We start from the raw sequence: 20,978 nt of genomic DNA, 5'->3' as shown, positions 1-20,978 counted from the left end.
CACCGATGAACGCCTGATGAACGGTTCGCCTCTTGACGACCGGGCGGCCCGGTCATTGAATTTCGACGTGGCGAGCTGCCCCGCGCGCGTGTCGTCCACACCGGCCGTCAGCGGGGGCGGGCCGGTCGCCCGAGCCCGTGCCCGCACCGGGGCGCCCGGCCGACACCCGCCCCGGCGGGCCGTCCGATGACCGAGCGACGCCGACGCACGCTGCTCAGCGCGGCGCTGCACGCCGTGTCGCACGCCGTCGCCGTCGTCTACTGCCTGACGACGCTCGCCGAGCCGCACCGGCCGCTGATGCTCGGGGCGTACGGCTGCGGTCTGGTCGCCGGCGTCGCGGGCTCGTGGGTCGCGACCCGGGTGACGTCGAAGACCTGGAGCTACCGGGTCTCCTCCACGCTGCTGCTGATCACGCTGGTGGTGGCCGCGGTGGGCGCGCTCGGCGACGGCGGGGTCTCCTCCCCCGCGGCGCTGGGCTTCGTCACCACCGCCGTCTTCGTCGCCAGCTACACCCCGCAGCTGCGCCTGATGCTCGGCTTCGAGGTGCTCATCCTCGGCACCTACCTCCTGGTCGCCGTCGCCGGGCCACCCGCGCCGCGCGGGCACGTCTTCGTCTACCTCGCCGGCATGCTGGTGCTCGTCTCGGTCTGCTCCACCCAGACCCGGGCGCTGGCCCGGCAGCGGTCCCAGCTGCGGGCGCTGGCGTCGCTGGACCCGCTCACCGGCGCGCTGAACCGGCGCGGCCTGGCCGAACTGGCCCGCTTCCTGTTCCGCGCGGGCTGTCGGCCCGGCCCGTCGCTGCTCTGCCTCGACCTGGACGACTTCAAGCTGGTCAACGACCGTCTCGGGCACGCCGCCGGGGACGACCTGCTGCGTCGGGTGGTGGCCGCGACGCGCGAGGTGCTGCGCGGCGGGGACGCCATCGCCCGCATCGGGGGCGACGAGTTCGTGGTGGTGCTCGCCGACGCCGACACGGAGGCGGCCCGCTCGACGGCGGCGCGGATCGAGACGACGCTGCGCCCGCTCACCTCGGTCAGCGTCGGCACCGCCACCGCGCCCTTTGACGGCGACACCCTGGACCGGCTCCTGCACGCCGCCGACCAGCGGCTCTACCGGGTCAAACAGCAGCGCGGACGCGCCGGCGGCCGGCTGCTCGCCGACGGCGGCGGACGCGGCTGACCACGCCCCGGCTGCGGACCCGGCCGGGTGGAGGGCTCCGGGTCAGGCGACGAAGACGCAGAACGGGTGACCGGCCGGGTCGGCGTAGACCCGCAACGGCTCGTCCGGGTCGTCGACGCGGTCCAGCAGCAGCCGGCCGCCGAGCGCGAGCACCCGCTCGTGCTGCCGGTCCAGTTCCGCCACCGACGGCACGGTCAGGTCGAGGTGCAGCTGCTGCGGCACCTCCCCCTCCGGCCAGGTCGCCGCCGGCAACCGCTCGACCTGCTGGAACGCCAGCTGCGGGGCGCCCTCCGAGGTCCGCAGCACCAGCCAGTCACGGCCCCGCCCGTCGGGCTCCCCGGCCGCCGGGGGTTCGTCCCCGGGCCGGTAGACCAGGCCCAGCAGCGCGCGGTAGAACTCGGCCAGGGCCCGTGCGTCGGTGCAGTCGAGCACCACCTGGCACAGCCGCAGACCCGGTCCGTCGGTCACCGTCACCACCTCCGGACCTCCTCCTGCCCCGGGCGGGCCCGGCCCAATCCGCCCGCCGGGCGCTTGGATACGGTGGGCGCGGCTGCGACGCGGCGAGGGAGGACACCGGATGCGCCTGCACGTGGGCTGTGCGATGTGGACGCACCGGTCCTGGTCGGGGCGGTTCCTGCCGCACCCGTTGCCGGCCCACGAGCGGCTGCGCGCGTACGCCGGCTGGTGCGACGCGGTCGAGGGCAACACGACGTTCTACGCGACCCCGAGCCGGGAGACCGTCGCGTCCTGGGCGGAGCAGACCGACCCCGACTTCCGGTTCCTGCCCAAGCTGCCGAAGGCGGTCACGCACGGGCACCGGCTCACCGGCGGCGAGGGCGACCTGCGGGCGTTCCTGGACGCGGTCGAGCCGCTCGGCCCCCGGGCCCACATGCTCTGGGTGCAGCTGCCCGGCGCGTTCGCCCCCGACGACGTGCCCGTCCTGGACCGGTTCCTGCGCACCCTGCCCACCACCCACCGGTACGCCGTCGAGGTCCGCCACCCCGCCTTCTTCACCGACCCCGGCGCGGTGCGGGCGCTGGAGGACACGCTCGGCCGGCACGGCGCGGAGTGGGTCCCGTTCGACACCACCGCCTTCTTCCGGACGCCGCCGACCAGCGACGCGGAGCGGGAGGCGTGGACCCGCAAGCCCCGGCTGCCGCTGCGGACCCGCGCATTGACCGACCGGCCGGTGGTGCGCTACCTCGGCCGCGACGACCCGGCCACCACGGTCGAGGGCTGGCAGCCGTGGCTCGACGTGGTCGCCGCCTGGCTGCGCGAGGGCCGCTCGCCGACCGTGTTCGTGCACACGCCGGACAACGCGGACGCGCCCGAACTGGCCCGCCGCTTCCACGACCAGGTGCGCGCCCGGGTGCCCGGGGTGGCGCCGCTGCCCGAGCCGGCCCCGGTCGGCCCGGCGACGCTGTTCTGACTGTCCGGCCGGTCAGGCCGGCGTCAGCGGCAGCAGCACCTCGAACCGGGTGTCCCCCGGCTCCGACCGCACCCGGATGTCGCCGTGGTGCTTGTTGACCACGATCCGGTACGAGATGTCCAGGCCGAGACCGGTGCCCTCGCCGACCGCCTTGGTGGTGAAGAACGGCTCGAAGATGCGCGGCCGCACCTCCGGCGGGATGCCCGGACCGGTGTCCCGGACCTCGACGGTCAGCCGGTCCTCGGTGCGCCCGGTCCGGACCGTCAGCGTGCCCTCGCCCGCCATCGCGGCGAGCGCGTTGTCGATGAGGTTGGTCCACACCTGGTTGAGTTCGGCGGCGTACGCCGGCACGGCGGGCAGGCTCCGGTCGTACTCCTTGACCACCCGCACGCCCGCCGGCACCTTCGCCTGGAGCATGACCAGCGTGGCGTCGAGCAGGTCGTGCACGTCCACCGTCTGGTAGGGCGCACGGTCGAGTTGGGAGTACTGCTTGGCGGCCCCGACCAGCCCGGAGACCCGGGTCACCGCGTCGTCGATCTCGCCCATCAGCAGCTCGGTGTCGATGGTGTAGGTGATCCAGTGGACCGCCGACTCCAGGTCGTCGCCGCCGACCGCCGCGTCGACCTGGGCGAGCCACCCGCTGTCGATGCCGCCCGCGACCAGCGTCGGGGCCAGCTCCCAGGCCCCCCGTACGCCGTGGTCGTCGAGCCAGTCGGCCAGCTCGTCCTCGGCGTCGCTGGCCGCCAGCGGCGACAGGCCCGGCGCGGCGGCGGCCCGCTTCACCGCCTCCTCCTGGAGGGCGACCAGGTCGTGCAGCCGCCGCCCGTCCAACCGCCCGTCGGCGATCATGGCGAGCTTGTGCCGCATCTTCGCGACCCGCCCGCGCAGCGCCGAGGTGGCCCGCACGGCGGCCGCCGCCGGGTTGTTCAGCTCGTGGGTGAGCCCGGCCGACAGCGCGCCCAGGGCCAGCAGCCGTTCCCGTTCGCCGACGATGGTCTGCGTGTTGCGCATCCCGACGAACAGCCCCTCCAGCAGGTGGGTGGCCATCGGGAACCAGCCGCGCATGGCGTCCGCGATGACCGCCGCCGGCAGGGCGAACACCGCGCAGTCGGTGACCGCGCGGAGGCTGTTCAGGTAGCGCTGCTCGGCCGGGTCCCCGACGTACGCCTGCATCGCGCCGCCGTAGACGCCGGGCTGGCTGGTCCGGCTCAGCTCCACCTCGTCGCCCTGGACCCGGCGGTGCATGGCGACCGTGCCGTCGAGCAGCACGTAGAAGCAGCTCGCCGGCTCGCCCTCGACGTAGACCGGCTCGCCGGCGCGGCGCCGCTCCACCCGGCCGTGCTCGGCCAGGTGGGACAGCTGCTCCGGGGTGAGCGACTCGAACAGGAAGAGCCGCCGCAGCTCGTCGACGGTGAGCCTGTCCGTGGTCACTGGGCCTCCTTCGTTCGCGACTGCGGGGCTCGCAAACCCGGCTCACTCCTCGCGCTCACTGGGCCTCCAAATAGCGGTGCACCAGCGAGACCGCCATCGCGCCCTCGCCCACGGCCGAGGCCACCCGCTTGACCGAGTCGGCCCGCACGTCCCCGGCGGCGAACACGCCCGGCATGCTGGACTCCAGGTGGTAGGGGTCGCGCGGCAACGCCCAGCCCGGCGGCCGACGCCCGCCCCGGGTCAGGTCCGGGCCGGTGAGCACGAAGCCCCGGCCGTCGCGGGCGACCGCGCCGCCGAGCCAGTCGGTGCGCGGCTCGGCGCCGATGAACACGAACAGCCAGGAGGTCTCCACCTCGCGGGTCGCGCCGGTGCGCACGTCCCGCAGCGTCACCCGTTCCAGGTGCTCGCCGCCGGCGCCGCCGACCACCTCGGTGCACGGGTGCACCTCGATGGTGTCGATCCGGGCGATCTGCTCGATCAGGTAGCTGGACATCGACCGGGTCAGGTCCTCGCCGCGGATCAGCAGATGCACCCGGCGGGCGTAGCGGGAGAAGTGCACGGCGGCCTGGCCGGCCGAGTTCGCCCCACCGACGATGTAGACGTCCGACCCCGAGCAGCTCGGCGCCTCGCTGGCCACCGAGCCGTAGAAGCAGCCCCGGCCGGTCAGCTCGGCCAGCCCGGGCGCCGGCAGCATCCGGTAGGAGACACCGGTGGCGAGCACCACCGTGTGCGCGGCGACGCTGCTGCCGTCGCTGAACCGCAGCACCCGCGCCCCGCCCGCGTCCTCCAGCGACACCACCTCGCGCGCGCTGAGCAGCTCCGCGCCGAACCGCAGCGCCTGCCGGCGGGCCCGGTCGGTGAGCTGGGCGCCGGAGACCCCGTCCGGGAAGCCGAGGTAGTTCTCGATCCGGCTGCTCTGCCCGGCCTGCCCGCCGGTGGCCCGCCGCTCGATCAGCACCGTTCGCAGCCCTTCGGAGGCGCCGTAGACGGCGGCGCCGAGCCCGGCCGGGCCGGCGCCGACCACCACCAGGTCGTAGAACTCGGCCGCCGGAGTGGTGGCCAGCCCGACCTGCGCGGCCAGGTCGGCCGTCGACGGCTGCACCAGCGACTTGCCGTCCGCGGTCACCACCAGGGGTACGTCGTTCGCGGTGACGCCCGCGGCGGTGAGCAGCCCGGCGCCCTCCGGCTCGTCGGCGGGCACCCAGCGGAACGGCACCAGGTTGCGGGCCAGGAAGTCCCGGGCCGTGAACGACGGCGCCGACCAGCGGTGCCCGACCACGCGCAGCTCGGGGGTGGTGGTGGCGCCGTCGGCCGTCCACGCCTCCAGCAGCTGGTCCAGCACCGGATAGAGCTTCTCCTCCGGCGGGTGCCACGGCTTGAGCAGGTAGTGGTCGAGGTCGACCACGTTGATCGCGTTGATCGCGGCGTCGGTGTCGGCGTACGCGGTGAGCAGCACCCGACGCGCGGTGGGGAAGAGGTCCATCGCGGCCTCGAGGAACTCGATGCCGTTCATCTGCGGCATCCGGTAGTCGGCGATCAGCACCGCCACCTGCTCGCCGCGCAGCCTCAACTCGCGCAGCGCGTCCAGGGCCGCCTCGGCGGAGTCGGCGCGGACCACCCGGTAGCGGTCGCCGTAGCGGCGCCGGATGTCGCGGGCGACCGCCCGGGAGACGGCCGGGTCGTCGTCGACGGTGAGGATCGCGGGGTTGGGCATGGCCCCACTTAAGCACCACCGGCGGCCGACCCGCACCACCCGCCCGGTCCGGCTCAGCCCGGACGGCCGGGGTCGCGGGGCGGCACCGGGTCGGGTCGCGGGACGCGCGAGGCCGGCGACGGTGACCGGGGACCTTCAGGCGCGCCTCCCCCGCGTCGACACGAGCTGGTAGGACATCACCGCGAAGGCCGGGTCGCGCAGCAGCCGGCGGAACGCGTCCAGCTGACCCGGCGACAGCCCGGCGTCGAGCAGCTCCGGTTCGAGCTGCCGGGAGTTCGTGCCGTACAGCGACGCGCCGAGCGAGCCGCCGGGCCAGCTGCGCGCGTGGACGACCGTGTCCACGTCGACGAGCCCGGCGGCGGTCAGCTGGGCGTGCACGTCCTGCGCCCAGGCCAGGTCCGCGCCGTGACCCTGGAGGATGCCGAGCATCGCGTCGGTCACCTGGGCGAACAGCTTCGCCGCGTCGTCGCTCGGCGCGCTCAGCACCCGCAGCGGCGCGGTGCAGTCGAACTCCTCGACCACCAGCCATCCGCCCGGGGCCAACGCGCCGGCCAGCGTACGCAGCACCCGGCGCCGCTCCGGCAGGTGCAGCAGCACCAGTCGGGCGTGGACCAGGTCGAACGGGTCGCCCGGCGGTGGCTCGTGGCGCACGTCGTGCCGGCGTACCTCCAGGTTCCCGCCCGGGCGCAGGTGCGCCAGGTCGAGGTCGGTCGCCACCACCCGGCCGGACGGGCCGACGGTGGCGGCCATGGCCCGGGCGACCGAGCCGCCCCCGGCGCCGACCTCCCAGCACCGGGCGCCCGGCGTGAGCAGCGGCGGCGCGATCCGGTCGGTGGTGATCGGGTCCAGGAAGGACTCCAGGGCGCGCAGTTGGGGCACCGCGTCGGCGGCGCCGGTGTCGAAGGCGTAGTCGGTCTCGGGGGCGTCGGTCGGCATCGCTCCTCATTCCTGTCCCGGGTTGTCGGTTCGCGGTCCCGGCGCCGCCAGGGAGCCGGACCGGGGCCGGGGAGCCGGCGGCTCCGCGACCGTGGCGACGCTGAGCAGCGCGGCCACCGTGCCCGGGTCGGCCCGGGCCTCGTCGGCCGGTCGGTCGTAGACCACCCGGCCGTACTCCAGCACGGCGATCCGGTCCGCGACCGCGACCGCGTGCCGCACCTGCTGCTCGACCAGGAGCACGGTCAACCCGGACCGGGCCAGCGACCCGACCAGCTCCCGCACCCGCGCCGCCAGGTCCGGCGCGAGCCCTTCGCACGGCTCGTCGAGCAGCAGCACGCGGGGTTGGCCGAGCAGCGCCCGGGCGATCGCCAGCATCTGCTGCTCGCCACCGGAGAGCTGGTCGCCGCGGTGACGCAGCCGGGCGCCGAGCCGGGGCAGCAGGTCCAGCACCCGGGCGACGGTCCAACCCTCGCCGCCGGGGGTGGCCGCCCGCCACGGCGCCGCCGCCAGGACCAGGTGCTCGGCCACGGTCAGCCGGGAGAACACCCGCCGGCCCTGCGGCACCAGCCCCACGCCGGCGCGGGCGATCCGGTGCGGCTGCCGGCCGGCCACCGGCACCCCGCCGATCTCGATCCGCCCGGCCTGCGGCCGGACCAGGCCGGCCACGCAGTGCACGAGCGTGCTCTTGCCGGCGCCGTTGCGGCCCACCACCGCCTGCACCGCGCCGGGTCGCACGTCGAGGCTCACCTCGTGCAGCACGGTGCCGCCCGCGTAGCCGGCGCAGAGCCGGTCGATGCGCAGCATCACGTCACCCCCTCCGCGTACGCTTCCCGGACCGGACCGGACGCGCGGATCTCGGCGGGCGAACCGGCGGCGAGCGTCCGCCCGTCGCGCAGCACGGTCACCGTGTCGCAGAGCGCGTAGACCAGGTCCAACCGGTGCTCGACGAGCAGCACCGCGACCGCGCGGGGCAGCCCGCGCAGGAACTCCACCAGCCAGCCGACCTCCGCCGCGGACAGCCCGGCGGCCGGCTCGTCGAGCAGCAGCAGCCGGGGCCGGCCGGCCAGCGCCACCGCGATCTCCACCTGCCGGCGCTGCCCGTGGGCGAGCTGCCCCGCCGGAACGGCGGCGAGATCACCGAGGCCCACCCGCGCCAGCAGGGCGTCCGCGGTACGCCCGGCCGCCCGTCGCCGCGCCGCCGGATGCCACCGTCCCGTGCGGACGGCCCGGGGCAACGCGGCGACCAGCACGTTCTCCCGCGCGGTCAGCGAACCCCAGACGGCGGGACGCTGGTGGATGCGGCCCACGCCGCGCCGGGCCCGGGCCGCCGGCCCGAGTCGGGTGACGTCCCGCCCGGCCAGGCGCACCCGGCCGGCCGCCGGCCGGGTGGCGCCGGCGAGCACGTCGAGCAGCGTGGTCTTGCCCGCGCCGTTCGGCCCGATCAGCGCGTGCCGTTGGCCGAGCGCGACGCGCAGGTCGACCCCGTCCAGCGCGGCCAGCGACCCGTAGCGCACGGTGACCGCCTCGGCGGTGAGCAGCGGGGTCACGCGCCCACCCCCGTGGGGACGGTCGACCGGGGCGTCCCGGCGGCGGGCCGCTCCCCCGGTGCGGGCGCCGCCGGGCGCCGGCGCGGCCGGCGGGCCGTGGGCAGCAGGTACGCGGCGGCGACGAACGCCAGCCCGAGCACCAGCGGCGCCTGCCCCGGCAGCGCGCCGAACAGCCAGTCCCGGGCGGCGACGACGAGGACCGCGCCGACCAGCGCGCCGCCGACCGAGGCGGTGCCGCCGACCACCACGCCGAGCAGCAGCAACGCGGAGGTGTCGAAGCCGAAGTCGGCCGGCGAGACGTACTGCTGGGCGGTGACCAGCAGCGAGCCGGCCGCGCCGGCGATCGCCCCGGCGGCCACGTGCACGCCCGCGACGTGCGCCGACACCCGGTGCCCGCCGGCCCGCAGCCGCGCCTCGTCGTCCCGGCCGGCCCGCAGCAGCAGCCCCACCCGGGTCCGCAGCACCAGCAGCACCAGCCCGGCGAGCACCGCCACCACCACCAACGTGTAGAGGTAGCGGGCCCGGTCGGTGGCCAGCGGCGGCAGCCCCCACAGCGGGCGGGTCGGGGCGATGCCGGCGAGCCCATCGGTGCCGCCGGTCACCGCGGTCCACCGACCGGCGAGCACCACCGCCAGCTCGCCGACCGCCAATGTGATCATCAGGAGCACCACGCCCCGGGCGGGGACCACCAGTGGCAGCGTCGCCACCGCCAGCGCGGCGCCGGCCGCCGCCGCCACGACGAGCTGCACCGGCCCCACGTCGGAGAGCTGACCGCCGACCACGACGCCGGTGTACGCGCCGGCCGCGTACGGCGCGGTCTGCCCGAGCGTGGGCAGCCCGGCGACCCCGGTCAGCAGCGCCACGCCGACCGCGACCAGGCCGAGCGCCAGCGTGCGGGCGAGCAGCGCGACGGTGTAGTCGTCGACCGCCCACGGCGCGACCACCAGCCCGGCCAGGACGGCCGCCCCGACGAGCCCGCGCAGCGCCCGTACGGCCCGGTCCCTCATGTCGCCCGCCGGACCGTGGCCAGCCCGCGCGCCCGCGCCGCGAGCACCACCGCCATGGCGGCGAACAGCAGGAACGGGGCCGCCGACGGGGCGAGCGCGACACCGAGCGTCTGGATCTGGCCGACCGCCAGCGCGGCGAGCAGCGTGCCGGTCATCGACCCGAGGCCGCCGAGGACCACCACGACCAGCGACAGCAGCAGCACCCCGTCGGCGGTGTCCGGTCCCGGGCCGATGATCGGGGCGCCGAGCACGCCCGCGGCCCCGGCCAGCGCCCCGGCGGCGGCGAGCACGCCGACCCGCACCACGGCCGGGCTCACCCCGAGCACGGCGACCATCTCCGCGTCGTCGACCGCCGCCCGCACCAGCATGCCGGCCCGGGTCCGGCGCACCACCAGGTGCAGCAGGACCGCGAGCAGCGCGGCCACCACGATGAAGACCAGGCGGTACGCGGCGTAGCGGTGCCCCGCGACCGTCACCGACCCGTCCAGCGCGGCGGGCACCCGCACCGGTGGGTCGTCCGGCCCGAACGCGCCGACGAGCAGGCTCCCCCCGACCAGCGCGACGCCGAACGTCAGCAGCGCCTGGGTCAGGTGGTCGGCCGCCGCCGCCCGGGTGAGCAGCACCGCGACCAGGGCGCCGGCGGCGGTCGCGGCAACCACGCCGACGAGCAGCGCCAGCGCCAGGCTGGGCCAGCCGCCGTCGAGCAGCGCGGCGGCGGTGTAGCCGCCGACGGCGAACAGGGTGCCGTGCGCCAGGTTGAGGATGCCGGCCACGCCGAAGCAGAGCACCAGCCCGGCCGCGGCGACGAACACCAGCAGCCCGTAGGCGACGCCGTCCAGCGCCGGCACGACGTACGGGTCGACCGGCACGCCGGTCATCCGCCCACGGTGGCGAGGTCGCCCACCACGGTGTTGGACAGCGCCCGCCCGTCCTGGCGGACCTGGCGCAGATACCACTTCTGCACCGGCGCGTGCGTGGTCGACGAGAACTGCCAGGTGCCACGCGGGCTGGCGATCTGTCCGAGCTGACCGATCGCGGCGTTGATCCGCTCCGGGGTGGCGTCGTCGCCGGCCGCCGCGACCGCGCGGTCCAGCACCGCCGCCGCGTCGTAGGAGGCCATCGCGTACGTCGTCGGGGACCCGTCGTGCGCGGCCTTCCAGGCGGCCACGAACGCCCGGTTCTCGGCGTTGTCGAGGTCGGGCGAGTAGTTCAGCACCGAGTAGATGTCCCGGGCCGCGTCGCCCTGCGCGTCGAGTACGCCACCCTCGGTCAGGAACCCGGCGGCGTAGAGCGGCACGTCCCGGATCTCCGACTGGGCGTACTGCTTGACGAAGTCGACAGCGGCACTGCCGGCGTAGAACGTGTAGACCGCGTCCGCGCCGGACGCCTTGATCCGGGCGAAGTACGGGGTGAAGTTGGTGGTCGCCGGGAACGGCGTGAACGTGGTCTTCCCGTCCGGGTTGGCGAGCCGCCCGCCGGCCCTGGCGAACGCCTCGGTGAAGCCGCGCAGCTCGTCCCAGCCGCCCTGGTAGTCCGGGCCGATGGCGTAGACGCTGCCCTTGACGTCGTCGCGCACGTGCTGGGCGATCGCCTCGCCCGGCTCGTCGGAGAGGTAGGAGGTGTGCCAGACCCGGGACACGTCCTTGATCTCCGGCCGGCCGTTGGAACCGACGAACGGCACCTTCGTCTCGGTGAGCAGCGGATGGACCGCGGCCACCGAGCCGCCGCCGACGATGCCGGTCAGCGCCACCACCCGGTCCTGCTTGAGCAGTTTGGTGGCGGCCGGCACGGCGGTCGCCGCGCCGTTGCCCTCGTCCGCCACGACCAGTTCCACCTTCTTGCCGCCGAGCTTGCCGTCGTGGGTGGACAGGTAGAGCTGGAAGCCGTCGCGGATGTCCTTGCCGACCGCCTGGTACGTGCCGGACAGGGACGCGAGCAGGCCGATCTTGACGGTGCCGTCCGCGCCGCCGGCGGACCGGTCGTCGGCGCAGGCGGGCGCCGCGAGCAGGACGAGGGCGAGCAGCGCCGCGGTGCGGGCACGGCTGCGCCGGGGCAGGGTCAGGGACATGGTGTCTCTCCTGTGCGAGGGGGAAGGGTCCGGCGGGGTGCCGGCGGTCAGCGGCCGCGGCTCAGGGCCGCCCGGGCCGCGGGGGTGAGCGCGTCGCCGATGCGGTTCGCCAGCTCGGTCATCTCGTAGGAGACCTTGCCGACGTCGCACCTCGGGTCGGCGAGGACGAGCAGCGAGGCGCCGTCGTTGAAGGCCATGGAGAACATGAAGCCGCCCTCCAACTGGGTGACGTTGGAGATCACCGCGCCGGCGTCGAAGAACGCCGCCGCCCCGCGCAGCAGGCTGACCAGCCCGCTGCCGGTCGCCGCCAGCTGGTCGGCCCGGTCCGGCGGGAGGCCGCGGGTGGCGGCCACCATCAGACCGTCGCTGGAGATGGCGATCGCATGGCTGACCTCGGTGGCGCGCTCGGCGAACGCGTCCAGCAGCCAGCCGAGATCCTGGTGGTCGGTCACGGGCACTCCCTCGTCGGGTCAGTGGGTGATCAGGTTGGCCCGGCGGCCGGCGACGCCGCGGGCGTACGCGGCCATGGCGGTGGCCACCCGGGCCGGGTCCCGGTGGTCGGTGGCCGGGCGGGGCGCCGGGACACCGCCGGGCACCAGGTGCTCCTGCGGCTGCCGCCGGGGCAGCCCGGAGGTGGTGGTGCCGGCGACCCGTGGCTCGTCGACCCGCGCCGCCGACTGCCAGGCGTCGTCCGCGGGACCGGACCACGGCGTGCCGTCGACGCCCGGCCGGTCGCCCTGGAACCAGTGGTTGACCTGCGCGAAGATCACCGGCTCCTCGGTCGGCGGGTCGCCGCCGCCGGGCGCGGCCCGGAACACCGGGGCGACCGGGAGCGCCCGCTCGGCGGCCGGTCCGCCGGCCCACGGCTGCGGGGCCGGCGGGGCGGCGGGCGCGACGGTGGCCCGCCCGGGCGGGTACGCGACCGTGGTGCGTGCCGCCCGCCGGGACGGCCGCTCCGGGCTGAGCAGGAACTCCTCGGGCGGCAGCGGCCGGATCAACGCGGCCGGGAGGGCCACCTCGGCGATGGTGCCGCGGCGTGGCCCGGACCGGAGCTGGACGGCCGCGCCCAGCCGGGTGGCGAGCTGCCCCACCACGACCAGCCCCATCGCCCGGACGGTGGCGACGTCGATGGCGGGCGGCCGGGCGAGCAGGTCGTTGAGCTGCTGCCGGCGGTGCGGGGGCAGCCCGACGCCCTCGTCGCTGATCTGGACGATCACCCGGTCGCCGAGGCTGCGGCCGGTCACCCAGGCCTCGGTGGCCGGCGGGGAGTAGCCGGTGGCGTTCTCCATCAGCTCGGCGAGCAGGTGCACCACCTCGTCGACGGACTCGGCGGCGACCGCGACGTCGCCGTCGACCAGGCCGAGGCGGATCCGGGCGTAGTGCTCGATCTGGCTCTGCGCGGCCTGGAGCACCTGGGGCAACGGCACGTCGTGGTGGCGTACCCGGCCGACGCCCACCCCGCCCAGCACGAGCAGGCTGGCGTTGATCCGACCCATCCGGGTGGCGAGGTTGTCCAGCGCGTAGAGCTGGTGCAACCGGTCGGGGTCGGTCTCGTCCCGCTCGACCCGGTCCACCTGGGCCAGCACCGCGTCGACCAGACGCTGCTCCCGCCGGCTGAGATGGATGAAGATCTCCGCGGTGTTGGCCCGCATCACCGCCTGCTCCGCCGCCGTCCGCACGGCCGCCCGGTGCACCGCGCTGAACGCCTGCCCGACCTCGCCGATCTCGTCGTCGCCGGAGACCTCCAGCGTGTCGACGGCCTGCCGGCGGGCCAGCTCGTCCGGGTCGACCGAGGCGCTGTCCGGTTCCTGGAGCCGGGCCACCACCTGGGGCAGTCGCTCGAACGCGACCGCGTTCGCCGCGTCCCGCAGCCGCCGCAGCCGCCGGGTGATCTGGCGGGCCACCGCCCAGGTCACCAGCGCGGTCAGCAGCAGGGCCAGCACCGTGGCCGCGGCCTCGACGACGGTACGCCGCCGCTGGTCCGTGTGGGCCGCGCGGATGTCGTCGAGCACCGTCCCGTCGACCCGCAGGCGCAGCTCGGCCAGGCGTACCGCCCACTGCTGGGTGGCGGTCAGCCAGGTCCCCAGCTCCAGCTCCAGGCGGTCGCCCGCCGCCGTGCGGGCCACCTGGTCGAGCAGCCGTTGCAGCCGCAGCGCGCTCTCACCGCTGCCGGCCTGCTCCCACCAGCCCTGCCAGGCCGGCCGGGCCAACGCCAGGAACGCGAGGCTCGCCTCGGTGACACCGGTCCGGGCGGCGGTGATGTCCTGCTGCAACGCGGGGGTCACCTGGCCGGCGGTGACCGCCCGCAGCACCGCCACCTGCTGCTGGCCGACCGCCTCGGCCACCTTGGACAGCGCGGCCGAGGCCCGGATGCCGTCCGCGATCCGCGGGTTGACCACGCCGAGGGTGACGCTCTCGCGCAGGCCGAGCAGGTCGGCGATGACGATGCGGTAGCTGAACGTCATGGCCGACACCGAGGCGCGCTCGGCGGTGCGCACCTGGGCGCGCAGCGGGGCGAGGCTGTCGAGCGCCGCGTCTATCCGCGGCAGCACGGCCCGCTCGGCGGCGGCGCCGGACGGCACCTCGGCGCGCCGGCGACGGTAGCCGGCGACCGCGGCGTCGGTGGCCGTGGTGGCGTCGGCGAAGGCGTCCTGCTGCTCCGGGGCGCCCCGGGTCAGCAGGTCGGCCGCGACGATCCGTTCGTACTGCAACCGGTGGGCCAGGTCGCCGGCCTCGGCGCCGAGCTGGGCCAACAGGCCGAGGTCGCTGGCGCGGGAGGTCTGCCGGGCGCTCTCGGTGAGGGCCAGGCCGGCGAAGCCCATCACGGCGACGAGCGGCGCGGCCACGATGAGGCGCATCCGGCCGCCGATCCGCCACCGGCGGCGGCGGGTCGGGTAGGGTCGGGCCGCGTGGGACCTCGTGCTCGACGCCACTGCTGACTCCCCGCACTGATCGGCAAAGTTCTATCTGCATTTGCGGATTGCACGTCCCATTGCGCCGGACGGCGTGCGCGGAGGCCAGACCCGCTCGTGGTACAAACAGGCCGTACCAGCATCTGTACCCGGAGTTGGCGACGCCGGGGCGTACCCGGGGATCCGGCGGCGGAGGTCAGTGCCGGCCGGCCGCCGACGGCGGTTGGCCCTCCGGCCCGGGTTGTGCGAGCACCTGGCCGATCAGCTCCCGCAGCTCGTCGATGGCCGCCACCACGGCCTGCGGATCGCGGGGGTCGCGCCGCGCAGCCGGCGGCGGACCGGCCGGCTCCCAGCCCGCCACCTCAGCGGACCGCGGCCCCCGCCGCCCGTCCGCGGCCAACTGCTCCGCCGCGACGCGCGGCCACAGGTCCGCCAGCCGACCGCCGGTGGCGAGCACCTCGTCGCACCGGACGGCGAACTCCTGGCTGCCGAAGCGCCGGCCCGACTCGACCGCCGCGACCGTCTCCCGGCTGAACCGCACCCGCTCCGCCAGCGTCCGCTGGGTCAGGCCGCGTCGCGTCCGCCAGCGGCGCAGCTCGGCCCGGAACTGCCGGCTGGCGGCGGCGGGATCGGCGTTCGACGCGGGCGTGCGATCCATGTGCTCACCTTCGCGACGCCGGATCGGCGCCGGCAGCAGATCGAGGGCGGGTGATGACTGGGCGTTCGCAGGGGGTCATTCTTAACCCACCGACGTGCGGGTGTGAAGACACGACTGCGCTGCGTGTCCGTCGACGGTGGCCGGTCGACGTCCCCATCGGCGCGCGGTCACGCCGCCGGACGCGACTCGGAGCGCACCGCCGGATCCACCACCACGGGCAGGCCGCGGTGCGCACGGAAGGCCAGGTTGGGCCGGAAGACGCGGTCACCGCGAGGCGCCGGACGCAGACCGGGCAGCGCCGAGGCGAGGCGGGTGAGGGCGACACCCGCCTCCAGCCGGGCCAGCGCCGCACCGATGCAGAAGTGCGGCCCGTGCCCGAATGAGAGGTGGTCGTGCGCGTCCGGCCGACCCGGGTCGAACCGGTCCGGATGCCGGAACACCGACGGGTCCCGGTTGGCGGCGCCGATCAGCAGCAGACACCGCGCGCCGGCCGGTATCGCGACGCCACCGAGCGTGACCGGCCGGTTCGTGATCCGCAGCCAGCCGTCGATGGCGGGCGCGAAGCGCAGCGTCTCGGCGAGGAAGGCCGCGACCTCGTCGGGCCGCTCGGCGAGCGCCCGCCACCGGTCCGGGTCGGACAGCGCGTGGTCGAGGGCGTGGGCGAGCAGCCCGGCGGTGGTCTCGTGACCGGCCACCAGCAGGTTGAACACGATGCTCGACACCTCGGCGACGGTGAGGACCGCGTCGTCGCCACCGCGGTACGCCAACAGCTCGTCCACGTAGTCGTCACCGCCTCGACCGTTCGTGGCGTGGTCGTCGAGCCGGCGCCGGACCAGGTCCTGGCAGTAGCGCCAGAACTCCAGCAGCCCGCCCGCCAGACGGACCTGCTCGGCCGGGTCCGGCCGCCCCCAGATCAACGCGATCTGCCCGTCCGCCCAGGCCCGGATCCGGGGCACGTCCCGGGCGGGCACGCCGAGGATGTCGAGCAGCACCAGCAGCGGCAGCTCGGCGGTGAACCCGGTGACCAGGTCCACCCGCTCGCCGGCCCGCGCGGCCAGCCGCGCCACCAGCTCGTCCACCCGGCGCCGGACGATCCGCCCGTACCGCTGCTCGACCCGCTCGGTCGTGTTGGCGAACGTGACGCGCAGCGCCCGACGGGTGCGCGGGTGCACCGGCGGGTCCGCCGCGGCCGTGGTGGGCGGGGCGTCGATCTCGGCGACCAGCGCCAACGCCTCGGGGCACATGTCGTAGACCGGGGCGAGCGTGAGGGCGTTGCCGAACGTACGCGCGTCGGCCAGCGCCCGCCGCACGTCGGCGTGCCGGGTGATCAGCCACAGCCCCAGCTCGTCGTCGTGGTGCACCCCGCCGCCGTCGGCCAGCAGTCGCGCCCACACGCCGGACGGGTCGGTGAGATAGGCCCCCGTGAACGGATCCAGTCGCATGGCCGCCTCCTCACGTACCGGTCACCTTCCTTACCGTGCGCTATCGGACGAACACGCGTCAACATCCGTCAACATCGATATATTTCTGCCGCTCCCGCGCAATCTGCACCCCGCTCCTTGCCCCCTGCGCCTCCCTTCCGGCGGTGAGGGGCGGGGGTGGGAGGATCGGGAGGTGCGTGCGGTGGTGGTCGAGGAGTTCGGGGTGGCGCCGGAGGTCCGGGAGGTGCCGGATCCGGCGCCGGCGCCCGACGGGGTGGTCGTGCGGGTCGGCGCGACCGGGCTCTGCCGCAGCGACTGGCACGGCTGGCAGGGCCACGACCCGGACATCCGCCTGCCGCACGTGCCCGGGCACGAGTTCGCCGGCGTGGTCGTGGCCGTCGGCACGGAGGTGCGCGGCTGGCGGCCCGGCGACCGGGTCACCGCGCCGTTCGTCTGCGCCTGCGGGCGCTGCCCCTCCTGCCTCGCCGGCGACCAGCAGGTCTGCGAGCGGCAGACCCAGCCCGGCTTCACCGGCTGGGGGTCGTTCGCCGAACACGTGGCCGTGCGCGACGCCGACGTCAACCTGGTCCGGCTGCCGGACGACCTGGACGACCTCACCGCCGCGGCGCTGGGCTGCCGGTTCGCCACCGCGTTCCGGGCCGTGGTCGGGCAGGGCCGGGTGGCCGCCGGGGAGTGGGTGGCCGTACACGGGTGCGGTGGGGTCGGCCTGTCCGCGGTGATGATCGCGGCGGCGAGCGGCGCCCGGGTGGTGGCGGTGGACGTGACGCCCGCCGCGCTGGAGCTGGCCCGGCGCTGCGGGGCCGCGGTCTGCCTCGACGGCGGCGCGCTGGGCGGCCCCGGCGAGGTGGCCGCCGCCGTCCGCGAGGCGACCGGCGGCGGCGCGCACCTCTCGCTCGACGCGCTGGGCAGCCACGCCACCTGCGTCGCCTCCGTCGAGAGCCTGCGCCGGCGGGGTCGGCACGTGCAGGTCGGGCTGCTGCCCGCGGCGCAGGGCCGGCCCGCGCTGCCGATGGACCTGGTGATCGCGTACGAACTGGAGCTGCGTGGCAGCCACGGCATGCCGGCGCACGCCTACCCGGAGATGCTGCGCCTGGTCACCGCCGGGGTGCTGCGCCCCGGCGAACTGGTCACCCGCACCATCGACCTCGCGGCGGCGCCGCAGGCGTTGGCCACCATGGACCGTCCGACCGTCGCCGGGATGTGCCTCATCCGTCCCTGACACGGCCGCGGGCCGGCCCCGACGTCGGGAGACCCCGACGCGGACCGGCCCGCGACCGACCGGCTCAGTCCGTCACGGTCACCGAGACGGTACGGGACGGCTGCTGGTACTGCCCGTGGTTGTCCATGCCGCGGATCGTCACCGTGTACGTGCCGGCCGGGACGACCGGCGACGTGTACGCGAAGTTCGACCCCGGCGAGCCCGGGCTGGTGAGGAACGCCGCGATCCACGGGTAGTTGCCCGCCGTGCCCGGCTTGCTGAACGTGCCGGACGCGTTCATCCCCTGCCCGGCGCTGTTCGCGATCTGCAGCTCCACCCGCTGCATCCCGACGTCGTCGACCGCCCGGCCGCTCACCACGATCCGGCCGCCGGTGTAGGCCTGCCCCTCGACCGGGGTGACGCTCGGCTCCAGCCTCGGGTCGAGGTCACCCGGGTAGACGAGGTACCGGGCGGTGGCGCCGGTGGTCGACCCGTCCTGCTGCCCCGCCGTGTCCACGGCCCACGCCTCCACGGTGAACGTGCCCTTGGTGGGCAGGTCGATCGCGAGCGTGAACGCGGTGTTCGTCGCGCCGGGCGCGGCCAGCGTCGCGTCGACGGTGGCGAACGCCGCCGCCATCGTGCCGTTGGGCTGCACGTACCGGCCGGTGTCCAGGTCGCGCAGCGCCACCCGGACCGCCCGGACGCCCTTGTCGTCGGTGGCGGTGCCGCTCAGGTCGAGGTGCAGCCGGTCGACGTCCTGGTTCACGCCGGTGAAGCTGAGCAACCCGTTCGGGAAGGCGTCGCCGGGCACCTGGGCGGTGACGGTGAGCCGGCCCAGGTTGCCGGTGGACGTGGTCAGGCCCAGCTTGTCGGTGGCGCGTACCCGGAAGTCGTAGACGCCCGGGGTGAGCGGCACGGTGGTGAAGGACCAGTCGAACGTCGCCGCGTCGAGGTTCAGCGGGGAGATCCGGTGGTATGCGGCCACCGAGTCGGCCCCCCAGGTGCCGTCCGCTGCCAACGCCTCGCGGGTGGTGTTGTTGCGCAGGTAGATCTCGACCGACTTCAGGGCGTCGTCGTCGCTCGCCCGGCCGGCGAACGTGACCGTGGCGCCCGGCGCCACGGTCAGCGGCGCGGCGGCGGTCGGCGGGGTCATCGCCACCGGCGCCGTGATCGCCACGGTCGGCGGGACGCCGGTCGCGGAGACCGTCCAGTCCCGGGTGTCGCCACGCAGGTCGCTCTGCCCGGCGGTGTCGACGGCGGTGGCCGCCATCCGCCACTGCCCCTCGGCCGGCAGCGTCACCTCGAACTGCCACGTGGTGGAGACCGCGCCGATCACGTCCGGCTCACCCCGGAAGGTGTTGTAGACCGGCGCGACGGTGCCGTCGTCCTGCAGGTAGCGGTTGTCCGAGGTGCGGAACGAGTAGACCAGCGCGTTGACGCCCTTGTCGTCGGTGGCGGTGCCGGTGGCCACGAAGCTCTTCGTCGCGAGCAGGCCGGCGGCCGGCGAGCTGATCCGGGTCGACGGCGGCAGGTCGTCGAAGCGGAACGCCTCGATCTTCTTGATCGCCTTGGTGGTGTCGCCGGCCTTGTTCCGGTCGAACGTCTTCGCCTGCAACTGGTACTCGCCGGCGGGCAGGGACACCGGCAGGGTCCACGTGGTGGAGGTGGCGTTCGGGCTGGCCACGGTCGCGAGGACACTGTTCGACGCGCCCCAGGTGGTCAGGTCGTCCTGGAGGTACCTGCGGCTCCTGCGGTCCAGGATCTCCACCTGGACCTTCGCCACGCCGGCCGGGGCGAGCGCCTGACCGCCGATGGCGAAGGACTCGCCGGCCTGCTTCACCGCGCCCTCGATCGGCGTGGTGATGGTGGTGTCCAGCGCCGCCGGCGCGGGCTCCCTGGAGAGGTCGAAGAACGCCACCCGGCCGGTGGTCTTGCCGCCCTTGGTGTTGCCGTCGCCGCCGACGAGCAGGCCGCGCGAGGTGGCCAGCATCGCCTTCTCCCCCTCGTACGAGTTGGAGCCGGGGTTCCACTCCAACGCCGTGCCGGTGATCGGGTCCAGCGCGCCGAGGTGGTCGCGGCGCACCACCTGGTCGCCGAGGCCGTAGCCGCTGAGCCCCTGACCGGTGCCGTAGCCGACGTTGTCCAGCCCGGGCCACGGCACGTTCGAGGTGGGCGACTCCTGCCAGCTGAAGTGCCCGCCGACGTAGACGGCGGTGGCGGTGATCGCGACGGAGTAGATGCTGTCGAAGTGCCGCGAGATCCAGAGCGGTTCGACGTGGTCGTTCCCGCTCAACGGGTACGCGATGGCGGTGTCGTTGATCGGCGGCCGGTCGCCGCCCGAGCCGCTGGTGACCACGAAGTACGAGTCGTCCGGCGCGATGTCGCCGGCGAAGACGCGCTGGATCCCGCCGACGAAGGAGAGGTTGTCCTCCCACAGCCGGGTACGCCAGGGCAGCAGGGCCTTGCTGGCCGTACCGATCAGGGCCACGCCGTAGCGGTCCTGCCCGGCGATCTGCCGCCCGGTGTGCACGACCAGCAGCTTGCTGCGGTCGTGGGTGAGCTTGAGCTGCTGCACGGTGAGCATGCCGCCCACCCCGATGCCGCCGGTGAGCGGCAGGTTGAACGCGGTGTCGACCGCGCCGCTGGTGGGGTTGAGCGCGACCAGGCCGCTGCGGGCGACGCCGTTGACGGTGGCGAACTGACCACCGACGTAGACGGCGGTGGGGCTGACGGCCAGCGCGGTCCCCCGCGCGCTCGCGTTCGCGGTGAACGCCGCGACCGGCGCGCCGGTGGTCGGGTTGAGCCGGGCGATCTTGCGCTTGGTGACCCCGTTGATCGTGTTGAACGAGCCCGTGATGTAGAGCGAGGACCCGTCCGGCGACGCCTCCACGGCGGCGACCGCGCCGTCGATGGTCGGCCGGAAGCCGGTGTCCACCTTCCCGGTGTCCAGGTTGTACGAGGCCAGCGACTTCTGGGCGATCGCCGTCCCGCCGACGTTCGCGATCGAGGTGAAGGTGCCCGCGATGAAGACGCGGTTGCCGATCACCTCGATGTCGGTGATCTCGCCGTTGGTGATCTGCGGCGTGTCGGTGCGGGGCGTGGACGGCACCAGCCGGGTGTCCCCGGGGGTGACCTGCGCCCTGGTGGCGACCGTACGGGCGGCGCCGATCGCCGCGCTGCCACCCAACGTCTCCGCGCCGCCGCGTCCGGTGGCGCCGGCGTCCCGGACGGTGACGGTGCCGGCGATCGCCGGCACTCCGGCCACCACGACCGCGCCGGCGGCGAGCACCGCGACCGCGCGACTCCAAACTCGCATCGAGACAACTCTCCCTGTCCGCCGGGACCGCGCCCTCGGGTGGTTCCCGAGTCCATCCGTCCGCGTGCCGGACGTCACCGTAGGAGGCAAGGAGTTCTCGCGATACGCCGCCGCACCGGTAATCGACCGCCAGACATCAAT

At 75.3% G+C, this 20,978-nt stretch carries 17 protein-coding genes; 3 read left to right on the top strand and 14 right to left on the bottom strand.

From position 1 onward, the window contains the following. Nucleotides 1-186 precede the first annotated feature (186 nt). Nucleotides 187-1,179, top strand: coding sequence for a GGDEF domain-containing protein (locus ACN27B_RS19730; protein ID WP_422741215.1), 993 nt, complete (start codon nucleotides 187-189; stop codon nucleotides 1,177-1,179). Between the two features lie 42 nt (nucleotides 1,180-1,221). On the opposite strand, the gene ACN27B_RS19725 is transcribed toward ACN27B_RS19730, so the two are convergent. Next, the gene (locus tag ACN27B_RS19725; protein ID WP_091583820.1) at nucleotides 1,222-1,647 is read right to left on the bottom strand and encodes a VOC family protein; all 426 of its coding nucleotides are present in this window, start codon (nucleotides 1,645-1,647) and stop codon (nucleotides 1,222-1,224) included. A gap of 133 nt (nucleotides 1,648-1,780) precedes the next feature. On the opposite strand from ACN27B_RS19725, the gene ACN27B_RS19720 reads away from it, so the two are divergent. After that, nucleotides 1,781-2,608: a DUF72 domain-containing protein gene (locus tag ACN27B_RS19720; RefSeq protein ID WP_216642387.1), complete on the top strand. Its 828-nt coding sequence runs from the start codon at nucleotides 1,781-1,783 to the stop codon at nucleotides 2,606-2,608. Between the two features lie 12 nt (nucleotides 2,609-2,620). Here the strand turns inward: ACN27B_RS19720 and ACN27B_RS19715 are convergent, their stop codons facing one another. The 12 genes from ACN27B_RS19715 to ACN27B_RS19660 form a co-directional block, all read right to left on the bottom strand. Further along, the gene (locus ACN27B_RS19715; RefSeq protein WP_099161756.1) at nucleotides 2,621-4,039 is read right to left on the bottom strand and encodes an ATP-binding protein; all 1,419 of its coding nucleotides are present in this window, start codon (nucleotides 4,037-4,039) and stop codon (nucleotides 2,621-2,623) included. A 55-nt stretch (nucleotides 4,040-4,094) separates the two neighbouring features. Beyond that, nucleotides 4,095-5,753, bottom strand: a complete 1,659-nt coding sequence (locus tag ACN27B_RS19710; protein WP_099161757.1) for an FAD-dependent oxidoreductase — start codon at nucleotides 5,751-5,753, stop codon at nucleotides 4,095-4,097. Between the two features lie 135 nt (nucleotides 5,754-5,888). Beyond that, nucleotides 5,889-6,689 carry a methyltransferase domain-containing protein gene (locus ACN27B_RS19705; protein WP_422741214.1) on the bottom strand — a complete coding sequence of 267 codons (801 nt, stop codon included), beginning with the start codon at nucleotides 6,687-6,689 and terminating at the stop codon, nucleotides 5,889-5,891. A gap of 6 nt (nucleotides 6,690-6,695) precedes the next feature. Continuing rightward, on the bottom strand, nucleotides 6,696-7,493 hold the full coding sequence (locus tag ACN27B_RS19700; protein WP_099161759.1) for an ABC transporter ATP-binding protein: 798 nt from the start codon (nucleotides 7,491-7,493) through the stop codon (nucleotides 6,696-6,698). Continuing rightward, entirely contained in the window at nucleotides 7,493-8,236 is a 744-nt protein-coding gene (locus ACN27B_RS19695) for an ABC transporter ATP-binding protein (RefSeq protein ID WP_422741213.1), read from the bottom strand. Before ACN27B_RS19695 ends, ACN27B_RS19700 begins: the two co-directional genes overlap by 1 nt. Next, a complete protein-coding gene (locus ACN27B_RS19690) occupies nucleotides 8,233-9,243 on the bottom strand; it encodes a branched-chain amino acid ABC transporter permease (protein WP_422741212.1) in 1,011 nt (336 codons plus the stop codon). Before ACN27B_RS19690 ends, ACN27B_RS19695 begins: the two co-directional genes overlap by 4 nt. After that, complete coding sequence (locus ACN27B_RS19685) at nucleotides 9,240-10,121, bottom strand: branched-chain amino acid ABC transporter permease (RefSeq protein ID WP_422741211.1); 882 nt, start codon at nucleotides 10,119-10,121, stop codon at nucleotides 9,240-9,242. The genes ACN27B_RS19690 and ACN27B_RS19685 overlap by 4 nt, the downstream gene beginning before the upstream one ends. Next, nucleotides 10,118-11,311 carry an ABC transporter substrate-binding protein gene (locus ACN27B_RS19680; protein ID WP_396821031.1) on the bottom strand — a complete coding sequence of 398 codons (1,194 nt, stop codon included), beginning with the start codon at nucleotides 11,309-11,311 and terminating at the stop codon, nucleotides 10,118-10,120. The genes ACN27B_RS19685 and ACN27B_RS19680 overlap by 4 nt, the downstream gene beginning before the upstream one ends. Before the next feature lie 47 nt (nucleotides 11,312-11,358). Beyond that, nucleotides 11,359-11,763 (bottom strand): roadblock/LC7 domain-containing protein, encoded by a 405-nt coding sequence (locus ACN27B_RS19675; protein ID WP_091578763.1) that lies wholly within the window; start codon nucleotides 11,761-11,763, stop codon nucleotides 11,359-11,361. An 18-nt stretch (nucleotides 11,764-11,781) separates the two neighbouring features. Beyond that, complete coding sequence (locus ACN27B_RS19670) at nucleotides 11,782-14,244, bottom strand: nitrate- and nitrite sensing domain-containing protein (RefSeq protein WP_157779091.1); 2,463 nt, start codon at nucleotides 14,242-14,244, stop codon at nucleotides 11,782-11,784. Nucleotides 14,245-14,419: 175 nt separating this feature from the next. Further along, nucleotides 14,420-14,881 carry a helix-turn-helix transcriptional regulator gene (locus ACN27B_RS19665; RefSeq protein WP_422741210.1) on the bottom strand — a complete coding sequence of 154 codons (462 nt, stop codon included), beginning with the start codon at nucleotides 14,879-14,881 and terminating at the stop codon, nucleotides 14,420-14,422. Nucleotides 14,882-15,048: 167 nt separating this feature from the next. Then, the gene (locus ACN27B_RS19660) at nucleotides 15,049-16,323 is read right to left on the bottom strand and encodes a cytochrome P450 (protein WP_422741209.1); all 1,275 of its coding nucleotides are present in this window, start codon (nucleotides 16,321-16,323) and stop codon (nucleotides 15,049-15,051) included. 172 nt (nucleotides 16,324-16,495) lie between these two features. Between ACN27B_RS19660 and ACN27B_RS19655 the strand changes: the two genes are divergently transcribed. After that, nucleotides 16,496-17,542 carry a zinc-dependent alcohol dehydrogenase family protein gene (locus tag ACN27B_RS19655; RefSeq protein WP_099161766.1) on the top strand — a complete coding sequence of 349 codons (1,047 nt, stop codon included), beginning with the start codon at nucleotides 16,496-16,498 and terminating at the stop codon, nucleotides 17,540-17,542. Between the two features lie 64 nt (nucleotides 17,543-17,606). Here the strand turns inward: ACN27B_RS19655 and ACN27B_RS19650 are convergent, their stop codons facing one another. Next, nucleotides 17,607-20,837: a hypothetical protein gene (locus tag ACN27B_RS19650; protein ID WP_422741208.1), complete on the bottom strand. Its 3,231-nt coding sequence runs from the start codon at nucleotides 20,835-20,837 to the stop codon at nucleotides 17,607-17,609. Nucleotides 20,838-20,978 lie beyond the last annotated feature (141 nt).

The sequence above is a fragment of the Micromonospora sp. WMMD754 genome (assembly GCF_049315235.1).
GTDB lineage: Bacteria > Actinomycetota > Actinomycetes > Mycobacteriales > Micromonosporaceae > Micromonospora > Micromonospora sediminicola.
This window is presented reverse-complemented; position numbering and strand designations above follow the sequence as displayed.